This window comes from Pseudoalteromonas sp. McH1-7, from assembly GCF_013366255.1.
In the GTDB taxonomy this organism is placed as follows: domain Bacteria; phylum Pseudomonadota; class Gammaproteobacteria; order Enterobacterales; family Alteromonadaceae; genus Pseudoalteromonas; species Pseudoalteromonas peptidolytica.
In genome coordinates this window covers 187,198-199,985 of sequence record NZ_JABWPQ010000004.1, presented here as the reverse complement: position 1 = coordinate 199,985, position 12,788 = coordinate 187,198, and the positions used below count along the sequence as shown (strand labels likewise).

General features: G+C 39.8%; 9 protein-coding genes. 3 read left to right on the top strand and 6 right to left on the bottom strand.

All coding sequences use genetic code 11. The annotated features are described in order from the left end of the window. The first annotated feature begins 265 nt into the window (after window positions 1–265). A complete protein-coding gene (locus HUZ36_RS04355) occupies window positions 266–673 on the top strand; it encodes a hypothetical protein (protein WP_147391406.1) in 408 nt (135 codons plus the stop codon). A gap of 86 nt (window positions 674–759) precedes the next feature. Continuing rightward, on the top strand, window positions 760–1,686 hold the full coding sequence (locus HUZ36_RS04350; RefSeq protein ID WP_176032100.1) for a M14 family metallopeptidase: 927 nt from the start codon (window positions 760–762) through the stop codon (window positions 1,684–1,686). Between the two features lie 120 nt (window positions 1,687–1,806). Here the strand turns inward: HUZ36_RS04350 and HUZ36_RS04345 are convergent, their stop codons facing one another. After that, window positions 1,807–2,394 carry a CBS domain-containing protein gene (locus tag HUZ36_RS04345; RefSeq protein ID WP_176032099.1) on the bottom strand — a complete coding sequence of 196 codons (588 nt, stop codon included), beginning with the start codon at window positions 2,392–2,394 and terminating at the stop codon, window positions 1,807–1,809. A 591-nt stretch (window positions 2,395–2,985) separates the two neighbouring features. On the opposite strand from HUZ36_RS04345, the gene HUZ36_RS04340 reads away from it, so the two are divergent. Further along, the gene (locus HUZ36_RS04340; RefSeq protein ID WP_125253019.1) at window positions 2,986–3,942 is read left to right on the top strand and encodes an FHA domain-containing protein; all 957 of its coding nucleotides are present in this window, start codon (window positions 2,986–2,988) and stop codon (window positions 3,940–3,942) included. 637 nt (window positions 3,943–4,579) lie between these two features. On the opposite strand, the gene HUZ36_RS04335 is transcribed toward HUZ36_RS04340, so the two are convergent. From HUZ36_RS04335 to HUZ36_RS04315, 5 genes are all read right to left on the bottom strand, one after another. Further along, the gene (locus tag HUZ36_RS04335) at window positions 4,580–5,089 is read right to left on the bottom strand and encodes an Mpo1 family 2-hydroxy fatty acid dioxygenase (RefSeq protein ID WP_176032098.1); all 510 of its coding nucleotides are present in this window, start codon (window positions 5,087–5,089) and stop codon (window positions 4,580–4,582) included. An 87-nt stretch (window positions 5,090–5,176) separates the two neighbouring features. Further along, window positions 5,177–5,551, bottom strand: coding sequence for a DUF1294 domain-containing protein (locus tag HUZ36_RS04330; protein ID WP_125253022.1), 375 nt, complete (start codon window positions 5,549–5,551; stop codon window positions 5,177–5,179). After that, window positions 5,551–7,701, bottom strand: coding sequence for an exonuclease domain-containing protein (locus tag HUZ36_RS04325; RefSeq protein WP_176032097.1), 2,151 nt, complete (start codon window positions 7,699–7,701; stop codon window positions 5,551–5,553). The genes HUZ36_RS04330 and HUZ36_RS04325 overlap by 1 nt, the downstream gene beginning before the upstream one ends. A 293-nt stretch (window positions 7,702–7,994) precedes the next feature. Then, window positions 7,995–11,309 carry a response regulator gene (locus HUZ36_RS04320; RefSeq protein WP_254879466.1) on the bottom strand — a complete coding sequence of 1,105 codons (3,315 nt, stop codon included), beginning with the start codon at window positions 11,307–11,309 and terminating at the stop codon, window positions 7,995–7,997. Next, on the bottom strand, window positions 11,306–12,535 hold the full coding sequence (locus HUZ36_RS04315) for an ABC transporter substrate-binding protein (RefSeq protein ID WP_176032095.1): 1,230 nt from the start codon (window positions 12,533–12,535) through the stop codon (window positions 11,306–11,308). Before HUZ36_RS04315 ends, HUZ36_RS04320 begins: the two co-directional genes overlap by 4 nt. Between the last annotated feature and the right edge of the window lie 253 nt (window positions 12,536–12,788).

Below are 12,788 nucleotides of genomic sequence, written 5' to 3'. Positions count from 1 at the left end.
AAGTAACCCACATAGACTTAAACAATATGCTAACTTTTAGTATTTGTCATATTAAAAATATCACATATTAAATTACAGACGATATGGCGACTATTTACCACATTACAACTCCTCGGAATGTTAACCATACTAATTAACCAAAAATAACCGCACCTATCATAGTAAAGAATGAATTAGATAGAAAAGTTCCTAGCCTCCACAATTGATTCATCTTGTTGCAATAATTTGCACGCTCTTTGATTAATAGAAGTAAATAGGAACAATTGTGAAAGAGTTAAAACTAGGAATGAACCTCTCATTTTTTATTTCCCTGTCTGTTTTTGCCCTCGGCTTAGTTGCATTAGATGCGTTGCTCATATCTGACAGCATCTACATGTTTTCTTTTGCACAAATGGCACTATCAGCAGCCATCATCTTTTATATCATCGTCGGGGTTTGGGCTATTTTCAGTGGTCAAAGCAGAGTGATTGTTTGTAATCAAGGAGTAGCTTATCAAACCCTATTTGGTCAAAAATACTACATACCCGCTGAAGAAGTAGAAAAAATTTCGGTTGAACGCATACTTTGGTTTAGTTATACCAAGCTCCATATGGCTAACAGGACGCTAAGGCTTTGGTCGTTTAAACCGAGCCAAGCGCAACAGCGCAGTTTAAAAGTACTTGGCTACTTCTAATCTAAGACAGTTTCAAACGCTGGTAGTTGGGGTTGCGTTACAAACAAGCTATTGCGTATGATGATGCAAACTTTAAAGAGGTTAGCATGCAAAGACAATATCCGATAGGTACACCAGGTGTACCTTGGGGCAAAACAGAGAAACAGCAATGGCTTGAACGCCAGTCCGTAAAACGTTCCTATAATGATGAAGTAGTTTCTCAAATTGAGCAATTAAAACATGCTTTTGAAACAACAGAGTATGGTCAATTACATTACCAAACCCAAGATTACACTTTATACGCCCTTACTACTTCGCACTGGAACGAAAACAACCCAACAGTTTTGGTCACCGGTGGCGTACACGGATACGAGACAAGTGGAGTACATGGCGCGCTTGACTTTGCTAGCACTCAAGCTAAGAAGTATGAGGAACAATATAACTTTATTATTCTACCATGCCTTAGTCCTTGGGGTTACGAAACAATTAACCGCTGGAATCCTGACGCTATCGATCCCAATCGTTCATTTTATGATAATAGTCCAGCACAAGAGTCTGCATTAGCTACTCAATTTGTACTGCAAAAATCAAATAACATCTTATGCCACATTGATTTACATGAAACGACGGACTCTGATAACTCAGAATTTCGACCAGCTCTAGCAGCAAGAGATGGCAAAGAAAATCACAACTGGAACATTCCTGATGGTTTTTATTTAGTCGGTCACACTCAAAAACCAGCGGCAGAGTTTCAAAAGTGTGTCATCGAAGAGGTCAAAGCAGTCACCCAAATAGCCCCTTCAGATATTAACAACCAGTTGATTGGTGTACCAATAGAGCAATTTGGTGTAATAAATTATGATGGGACAGCACTGGGGTTATGTATGGGGATGACAAATGCACCTTACGTCACGACAACCGAAGTGTACCCAGATGGTAAAAATGCGACGCCAGAAAGCTGCATAGTCGGTCAAGTAGCCGCAATTTGTGGGGCGCTAAAATTCTTACAAAGCAACTCCCGACCCTCATATTAAGCTTTTGCTGGGGCTTTTTGCAGTACCTAATTACCTAACTCGCTTTTGTAAAACGAAAAGCCTGCAAACCTAGCCTTTGGATGATTAATGAGTTTCCTCACTAATCATCTATATTTTTGCTTAATTAGTAAAATCTTCACGTCCACTGATCACATCGAAAATTTCTTTAAATGAGGTTGGTTTTTGTAAAATACTAACAGGTATATGGAGTGCTCTTGCGATGTCGCTGGCAGAAACCATACCTCTCAACCCATCAGCTCCTGACAACAGCACGTGCTGTAAACCTAACTGTTGTAGCGTCTCTAGCACGTCACCGATTGTACTTTTAGCCACAACATCATAAGAAACAGCATGAAGATCATCCTTTGTTGTCATCACATCCTCGACGCAAACTTCTTCTCTTGGTATTTGCTTCCTTTGTGCTACGCTCAATACTTTACGCCCTGAAAGATCACGGCAATTAACCACACCAAGAAAGTTATCGTCATCATCAACAACCAACTTTGAACGTACGTGGCCGTTTTTCATCATGTATAACGCATGATCTATATCCACATCTTTTGATATTACTTGCGGTTGCCTTCGAGTAAAGTCGGTCACTACTTTTAGAGCAGTGCTGTCTAAACTTAGTGGCTCTGAATCAAAATGATCACAGAGTGGAAACTCTCCTTGTAATTTTATTGTTTTCAGCGCTTTGTATTGGCCCATGATATACTCCTAGCATGTCTGGAGACGCTACGATTAGTACGTATGTCATCATTCAAAAACGTGATAATAAAAAAGGAAGAGCCGACGCTAAAACCGAAGTTAGATCTCATTAGGTTTGGGTGAGGTATTGATACCTATCGCTCTACAAACATTACAAAATTTGTGCAACTGCTTTTATGTTGGTCTCTTCATTAACTATGGTTTATGTCAGAAATTAATTCAAGCTGATATGCCCAACAAGGCAGTAACTTAAGTGTAATGCTGTGTAATGGCTTAATTTTCATAAACCTCTTAGACTGTTAGTGTTGACTAGGATTTATCACCCTACAGACAAACGGCCTGACCTATTGGGTTTCGCATCAAACTAAAACAACTGTTATGCCAAGTTGGGCCACTCCAGTATTAAAGTACTGGTTAAATCTTCCCTCAACGAGACCCACCTCGTGGGTCTTTATTATTGAGTAGAAGGGAATAAGATTGTATGCTGCTCGGCACTTATACCTCTTATAACCCAAATGCAGTCTCTGCTGAGTTAAATATGGTAAAATGCGACAAGCATGAAATTTTCATCAAAGTTATACGGAACTAACTATGGCTTATTTAATCGACGAACAGAAACTCGAAAGAGTCTATCTTAAAAGCTACCACACTATCGGTCGCTATAAATACAGTGTAGATACTCTGATAGACAAGCCTGGAGTTTCACGACACCATGCCATTATTGAACTCAATGAGAACAAATGGTTTATCAGAGATGTGAGCACCAACGGTATTTGGATCAATGATAAAAAACTTGATAAAAATTTACCCTATCAACTCTTTGAAAATGACAAAATTGACTTTGCAGCGCCAGGTCAAAACTCTTTTGTGGCAGCAAATTTACAAACCGAATGCCAATACTTAGTCTCTCAGTCTAACAACCAAAAAGTGATAGAAGTCACTAATCAGTTACTTCTTCCGAGTGAAGATGAGCCAAAACATATCATTTACTATGATAAATTACTCAGTTATTGGTTCTTAGAAGATTTAAACACATCAGATCGTCAAGCGCTTATCGATGGTAGTATTATTTCGTTAATGAATGATCAGTGGATGTTTTTTTCCGCTACGACCATTGCAGTGACCAAACATTTGGAGTGTCAAAAAGCAGCTAAGCCCATGGCACTTGAGTTTAATGTTAGTCAAGATGAGGAGGATACACAGTTATCCTTAAACATAGACCACAAACATCTAGATCTGGGTGTAAGAAGTCATCACTACTTGTTGTTATTGCTCGCTAGAGCTCGAATTCAAGACAAAGATGCAGGTCTAGAATCGGATGTTCAAGGCTGGATGTATCGCGATGATTTAGCCAAAGCATTAGGCGTTCAGACTAATCATATGAATATCATGGTGCATCGTGCTCGAAAGCAGTTTGTTGATTCAGGAGGTGATGACTATCCTGAAGCCTCATTTTTACTAGAAACACGCTGTGGTCGTGTAAGGCTAAATTGCCAAGATATCACCATAATAAAAGGCTCTAAGCTAGAAACTCGGATGACGATATAATACCAATTTGACTTAATACTTGCTCAATTTGAAGGAGTAAGTCTGACGCTAACAGCGGTAAAAACTTCTTATTTAGAACAACGAAATAGCAAAATTTTTGCCTTGCCTACACGGAGGTGGGTACCTTGGTGATAGCAGGACGCGGTAGCGGGGTTATCAATAAGATTTTCTCGCCTCAAAATGGACTACTTAATTAAGAAAATTGGTATAAGCTACTTTCTTCCTGATAAATGTTGCAATAATTCTATTCTCAGCATTGCAACTAGGAGCCACATATTCACCCATACTGCTAGCTGAGTGAAAAGGGATTTTACTCAGCCGACTTTAGGCTAAACCACTAAGTTCAATGTCAATTTGCTTGACTAATCTACTTGTAGGCGAAATCTCGTAGATAACTTCGCTGCCACCGCGCCCTGCTTTCGCTAAAATATCTACGCCCGTAGGCAGGGCGAATGTACACGCCAATAGCTTGGCAGTTTTCACTTGAACCGACTACTAGGAAGGCACTAATAATCCAAAGCTTAGGATATTTGGTTGTTTCAAATAAAAAATGCTAACGTGGTTAGGGTAAAGCTTTTAGTTTCATGGTGTAACGCAACTATTGTCGGTAATAGTAGCGAAGAGAGTACAATCTCATTTACTTGTATCCTCCCGCATTGTTAATAATGGTATTTTCCAATTCTTTGAATAGACCAAGTAAAAACAAAAATTCAACCAACACAAACAATGGCCCTATCGCTAAGCCAATCAGATCATCAACAAATGCAGGCTTCTTTCCTTCAAAGTAATGACCAATAAACTGTAATACCCATCCAACAAAGAACATACCGGCCCAAAACAATGTTGTTGCTATCTCAGCTTCGATAAGCATTGGATTGACGATAAATACGGTGTAGTAAAATCCAGCAATAACAATACTCATCATTAGCGCAAATAAAGGGGATAGAAAAAGGTAGTATAGGCACAGCATTACGCCAAGAAGCGCAGAAAGTGTGATGGTGATCCCTGAAACTTGCCATAACGGTACAAAAGTGAGGCCGACAATGGCAAGCACAATTAAGGGTATACCAAAAAAATGGGTTAATATATTCTTTCTACTGCGATGGTACTTACCATACTGACTCAAAAGTATTTCAAGTTTACTCATTATTATTCTCTATTTAACACCTATTCAGTGTATTGATAATTAGCCATATACTAAAAATTTTCAACACAAAATGCTAAAAACCGCTATTTAGCGCAAGATAAATAGATTAACGAATAACACTCCAAAGACCAAAGATTGAAAAAACAGTACCGCTAGCAGTTTAAAATTGAAGCTTGGTTTAATCGTTTTATGTTTGAGAACAAACATGGCTATAGGTGTTGCGATATTCAAACCTAGTAACCCTGCCAACAGTAGATTTTTCTCTGCTACACGAGAATGTGCGAGTGTTGAAGAACGCTTGTCCCACCAGAATAAAATGAAAATACAAAGGTTATTAAACACAAGTATTGCTATCGTGAAAATTACATGCCAAGGAAGCTGACTGACACATAAAGCCCCAAGCCATACCGCTATTCCCCAAAATAATGCCAATTGATGGTGTACCAGCCGAGTTATCGACATTATCGTGCTAACCTAAGCTGATTGATATGTATAAAAATTTCTGCGGCCGCTAAAGCGTCAGCCATCGCTCTATGGTGGTCTTTTAGGCTTACACCTAATGACTTTGATAATGGGGCAAGTGCGTATGAATGTAAACCAGGTATTAGTTGCCTCGCAAGTGTTACAGTGCAAAGCTTAGCGCGGTAGAAATCAACATTCGCGCGCAAAAACTCGTGTTTTACAAAACCATAATCAAAGTTAACATTGTGCGCGACAAAAATAGCACCCAAACAAAATTGCTCTACCTTATCAATCACTTCAGCGAACCTCGGAGCCTCAGTTACCATCGACTGTGTAATACCTGTTAACTCCGTAATTCTTTGAGGAATACGTCTCATCGGATTGATAAGTGACTGCCATTTGTCAACTATCTCGCCATTAATGACTTTAACTAATGCTATCTCTGTAATTCGATCAAAATCTTTATTTCCGCCAGTCGTCTCAACATCGACAACCACATAGGGTTGATCTGGCGTGATTTGCCATTTCACTGTTTTGATTGCTGTTGGTATGCCACAGTTTAATAACTTGGAGATATTCACCAGCTGGCTACGACTCAAACTGTCACCCGGCGCCTTTATTTCCTCAAACCGCATGCGTGATTGTTGATCGATCACCATTAAATCAGGGAAGCCAGAGCGCATCGAATTAAAGTTTTTACACATCATTTGAAGGACTTTTTTTAAGCTACTAACCGGTATATGTTTTAATAACATTTCAATTGGTTCGAGTAGTTTTTCATGCCAGTGAAACAAACGATTAGGTTCTGCGTAATGCTCACTCATTTGTTTGAGCAGCCACATCCGCCAGACTTGAGCGTCGCTCAGCTTAGCAAGCCGCTCATCGATCTCGGCTTCAAGCACTTCATAAAAACGGTTTTCTTTTAATATCGAGGGCGTTTTTGAAAATTCATTCGCCATTATATTCTTGGGGTGACGGTATAACTCCTGCCAAAACGTTAGTCCAAACAAAGAGAGCCACAACTTATTTTCCACATGATACGCATTTATCCCTTGACGTTTGTAATGCGCGATAACTCCTGCTTCAGTTTGCCCTTTATATGCCTCTTCAATCGAAATCGGTGGCGGGCTCGCTCTGAGCATGTCGGTTAAAATAGAAGTGCGCTTTTTATTAAACTTTCGCTCGTAGAAGTCCTCAGCAAATATCATCAACGTTTCATCATGTTGACCTTCAATGACCTTTTCCAATCTCTGTCGCGCAAGTTCTTCATTACCAGATTTATACAAAAACCGGATCAGAACTTCTTCTGCTTTGGGGTGTCCACTTACCTCTAATAGCTCAGCATAAATGGGGCTTTCTACCCCAAGCTTTTGAGCTAGTAACAAAACATATTTAGAAAATTCAGCTTCTGCGTATGAGCCAATCACTTCTGGTACTTGGTGTGAAGCTATTCTTTGGCTTTGTTGGATTAACTCTTCTGGTGTCTTATCTTCCAATGTACGACGCTCAGCTGCATAATAAAAAGCACTCGTGGCTTCACTGCGATGTTCAAAATGAGCATGATACACCTGAGTATCCGTACGGGTCTGCATTACGCCTAGGTCTCGCATCGAAAAATGTCCCAAGCTATAACCTAACTTACCAAAGTATAAAAATAGAAAATAATCAACATCATGCAAAAATGAAAGAGTTAGGAAGGCTGCTAAACTTGATTGCTGAATAAGCTTCTGAGGTTCCGCAGCACATAGCAAATGGTCAATCCAAGTTGCTTTCTTAGCAGATTTTGCTGGCTGCCCTTCAAGCTGCATTACCTCGGCTAGCAGTATCAACTGCGGTTTTGTTTGGCACGACAGCAGCGTTTTTATTTCTTCTATATCTCCAGGTCGAAGCAACCCCATCTTTCGTAGATTGATCGAAACAGTCTCAATGTCAGCTATTTCTTTATAGTTCAACTCACGAATATCGATAAAAGGAGTTTTGCGCGACATAAAGCGAACCAACAAGCATAATTCATTTTCTGGTAATCGCTGTAATTGTTGTAATAGCGAGTGCTGTTTATCGCTCAACAAAGATTGGCAAGTTGACTGTAAATAACCTAATAACTCATTAAAATGACTTAGGTAGTATTTGTTGGGGAGTTCTTTTCTCAAAAGGCGGCAAAAAACTGTTTATATATACAGTAAAAGTAACATGAAATAGTAAGACTGCCAAGATTGTAATACCAATTTTCTTAATTAAGTGGTCTATTTTGAGGCGAGAAAACCTTGTCGATAACTCCGCTACCGCGTCCTGCTTTCGCTAAGGTACCTACATCCATATAGGCAAGGCAAAATTTTGCAATTTAATTGTTCTAAATAAGAAATTTTTAACACTGTTAGCGTCAGAGTTACTCCTTAAAATTGAGCAAGTATTAAGTCAAATTGGTATAAAGTGTGCCTCTGTTTTATGCTCCTCCCCCACTATCATCATTGGCCACACTCGCGCTACCATACAGCCAATATTGCAGCTTTGCACTGAGTGACTCCTCAGAGATTGGCTTACTAAGGTAGTCATTCATTCCAGAGTTTAGGCACTTTTCTCGGTCTCCCGACATTGCGTTCGCGGTCATCGCTATCACTTTAATGTCCCTGTAAATATCTCCCGCTTCTCCTTCACGGATCAACTCAGTTGCTCTGTAGCCATCCATTTCTGGCATTTGACAATCCATTAAAACTAACTCAAATTGACATTGCTTTTGGTGACTTTTCAAATGTTCAATAGCTAACAAGCCATTTTCTGCCACTGTGATATGCTCTATTCCGAGTTTTTTTAACATACTCAAAGCAACTACTTGATTAACTTTGTTATCTTCAACAAGGAGGAGCCGACATGGCGTTGGCCACTCGACCTTTAATTCTTGTCCTTGCCTCACAAGTTTTAGATAATGACTAGTAACCAGAGGTCTCGCGTTCGCCAAAGCTTCCCCATCTTCGGCGACTATCGTTAACGCATCAAATAAATCTTTTGTTGTGGCGGGTTTCGGAAAATAACCAGAATACCCCTGCCCAGCATAAAACTGACCATCACCTTTCGCACCCATTTGGGTCATCATAATAAGTTTTATGGCTTGGAAGCGCTTATCAGCCTTTAGTGCTGCACCTAACTGTTCACCAGACATTCCTCTTAGCGTCATATCAAGTAACGCTATATCAAAAGCATGCCTATCTTTTTGATATTCAGCTTCGCATAGTGATAATGCTTGTATTCCAGAGCTTGCCTTGTAAACATTCGCGCCCCAATGTTTTAGTTGAGATTCAAGTGCCTCTAGAGTCGACAAGTTATCATCTACTAGCAATATTTTAACGCCTTCTAGATTAACTAAAGGAGCCTCAAAGAGCGTATTATCGCTGGGAGTGAGTCTCACAAAAAAAACAAAACGGCTTCCAGGCTTGTATGTGCTATCAATTTCGATATCCCCACCCATTAATTCGCATAATTGTTTAACAATAGCCAATCCAAGCCCTGTTCCGCCATATTTCCTTGTTGTAGATGCGTCCACCTGAGAGAACTTTGTAAAAAGTCTGTCCACTTTATCTGATGGGATCCCTATTCCGGTATCCTCCACTGCACAGTGAAAAACAAGTTGTGATTCTATTTCTGAAAACCAAGCACGAATTACAATTTCACCTTTTTCAGTAAACTTAATGGCATTGCTTAACAAATTGATGATAATTTGCCTTAATCGACTTGGATCTCCTTTTACCAAGGGCTTTTCTAGAGTGGTAGTGTCTAGAATTAACTCTAGTCCCTTCTTCTGTGCTTGTAAGGCTACGGACTCAACTAACTCTCCAAGCAGTGCTCTAACATCAAAATCTAGCCACTCCAGGTCTAGCTTCCCAGCTTCAATTTTAGAAAAATCTAAAATATCGTTAATAAGATTTAATAACGACCCAGCACTGCTCATAGCTAAGCCAACTTTGTGTAATTGCGCATCAGTTAACGCTTCATCCTCCAAAAGGCTAAGCATGCCGATTACACCATTCATTGGCGTCCTAATCTCGTGGCTCATCGACGCTAAGAATTCGCTTTTGGCTTTTGCTGCTTGTTCAGCTTGTAGCTTCGCTTGCTCCAACTCTTTTTTTGCTGCAACCGCTGTGGAAATATTTTGTTGGATACCAACAAACGCAGTTAACTGCTTTTGGTCATTGAATACAGGTGAAATCTGAAGACTATTCCAAAACTGCTGACCCGATTTTGTGTAGTTAATCAAATCTACCTTTATAAACTCACGTTTATGAATAGCTTGTCTTATCTTTTCTATCGCACCTTGTTGCGTATTTTTACCTTGAAGAAAACGACAGTTTTCCCCCAGTACCTCATCACCATATCCCGTGATTTGTGTAAATGCTTCATTTATAAACACGATGGGTAACTCAGACTTACTAGCATCTGCTATCGTTATCCCGACATTGGCACACTCAATTGCTTGAGCTAGTAAATCATTCTGCTCTTTTGCTTTTTTTAGTGCCTCTTGATGAAGCTTTTGTTGGGTAATGTCAGAAAGAGAGCCAACAATGCGTTTTGCATGCCCATTTTTTAACGCTGCGGCTCCTTTGAGCCAATAGTAACGATAGTTATTTTGTCTCGTTTTGATGCGGCACTCTACGCCAAAAGGCTCCTCTTCTGTCATGTGATATTTAATCGAATTCTCAAGGTTAACTAGGTCTTCTGGATGTACGCGGTCAAATAAGCTTGAGATGTGTGCTCGGAATAACCCTTGCGTATCCACCGAAAACCCCAGCAAAGATTTAAATCTATCTGAGTAAAATACAAGTTCACGTTCTAAGTCCCAATCCCAAAGTCCATCATCACTTCCTATAATCGCGAGCTTAAACCTTTCTTCACTTCGTTGTAGTGTTTGTTTTGATTCTTCGAGTTTTTTAAATGGATTGAGTAGCAACTGCTTACCAAAAATAAATAGCAAAGCGAATGCCAAAAGCAGGCCAAACGCAATAGCGCCTATAAGATCCCAGACAAACCCTTTCACTTCGTTTGTGACAAGTTGCTTGCTTAACCTATAATCAAGCTGAAGCCCCGTACTTCCGATTGCCAGGGTACGAATACTAAAAAAATCATCGAGATTTTTTACATCAGAAAAGTCAACCCAACGACCTTGCAATGAAATGCTATGAAACTCATTATCCATTGACACTGATAACAAGGTTTCAAGACTTGTTGAAAACTCTCCAATCAGCGCCCCTTCAGCAAATCCGTTGTAGTAGATGGGCACAGCAATAGTAAAGTAGTGTTGATTTTGGACGGCGGTCAAATCAATTGCGCTTCCGATATCTGCGTTGATGATTTTTTCGAGCCATTGAGGTTGTTGATCTAGCACCTCATGATAATTAAAATTGGCGTATACAACTTCTCCCAATACATTAATCACCATTAATTTTTCTTCTTTACCAATAATTTGGAAATTACGTAAAAAGTCTTGTAGCTTAGCTCCGGATAATCCAGTGCCCATTGCGCCGTTAACGATAATTGGATTTGACGACAGATCTGTTAATACCTGCTTTCGACTCTCTAGATATTGCGTAAGATTATTTACCGCCAAGTGAGCTTGTGTTTCATTAGTCTCTCGAACAAGGTCTTCGACTATTACGTTTGCCCGTAAGCTCATGAATGACGCACTTAGCAAGAGTGACACCAGTACAGTCAGACTCAAAAAAGCATAGAATGCTCGGTTGCTCGTTAAAGCAAATTTACTACTATTCAATGCAGCTCCAGATCGCTTAGGAGCAATTTGATACTACCATCGCTCTGATATTGGCCCATACAAAGATCATTTTCCGTCAGCGCTTCGTGTGCCGAATCATTTTGTTCACTCCAACGAGTAAATGGTTGTCGATAAGATTTAACCAAACCTTGTATAGGTATATCTAGACTTTCAAATGCCCGTTTCAGCTGCTTGCGGTTATCAGCCATAGAATCCGTTAGGGTGACTTGCTTAGCAGCTGCTATCAATAGTTTGCCAAGATCATAGCCATGAGCAAAGCCAGGCGTTGCTTTTACATATCCATCTTGAGCAAAGGCTTTTGGAAAAAGAGCGCTTGCACGATTAAATACCTGTTTAGCATAAGTGGTGAGAGGTTTGTTTTCAAAAGAAAAACAGCTTTGTAATACCGCTAGAGATACATCAGAGGCAAGCAACTCTCCCGCGATATCAAAAAAGCTCCCCGCGGTGATCCCCCAATGACTTACGATAGGCAACCTTAATGCTTTATCGATACTGGCCATCGCTTTAACAAACTCGCCCCCCTCTATCGCATTACCTACAAAAATTACACATTGCGGATCACTTTCAATAATATTCCTGATGATGATACGCGCTTCATTTTCTTTGGTTGACCAATTAAACCATGAAACAGGCAACACATTGTTAGGCTTGCGTCTTTTAAACTCTTCCAGAAGCGTATCGTAATTGGAGCGACCCCAAGCGGTGTCTTCTAGCAACAAATGCGGGGCTGTACAATTGTTATCCTTGGCATAGTTAATCAGAACTTTTCCTGCTTTTGTGTCATCGACTGACAACCTGAAAACCCAATTTTGTTCACTGGGATAGCGTGTAATAGGCCCTCCCGCAGCCCAGGGAACCAGTAATAGTACTTCGTTTTGGTTAATGAAGTCTCTGAATTTAATATAAGGAGGAGAATGCACTCCCCCCAGCATAAGCAATGCCTGTTTATCTTTTAAAAACTGTTTAAAATGCAAAAGGCTTCTGTTGCTATTTCCTCGATGATCTTTCTCGACCAGCTTGATGCGATAACCCTGAATTTGATAATCAACGGAATCAAGCGCGGTTAAAAAGCCCATCCTTATTGCTTGTGCTGACTCACTGAGGTTAGAGTAATCAGCATCATGATAAATGCGCAGCACTTTTTCACCATTTGAAGCAACGCATATTGAGCTTACAAAGTAAAAAAACAGGAGTAATTTCTTCATCAAAGTGCTTCTTACCTAATACATATTTAAATCTTAGCTCAGATCATTGTGATTGCTTGTTTTTATTATAATCATACTGATCAAATATACTCTCACAATAATGACTATCGAAGTGCTGTACAGCAGCAAAGTCGTAATATGGTGATTTTGTGAGTAACCTGAATTGAACAAAAGAAGGGAGTTCGCTCTTTGCGTTGAAAGTCATATTAAATCATCTTCTTATCAAACCCAATTCAATGCAGTAAACGCTAAA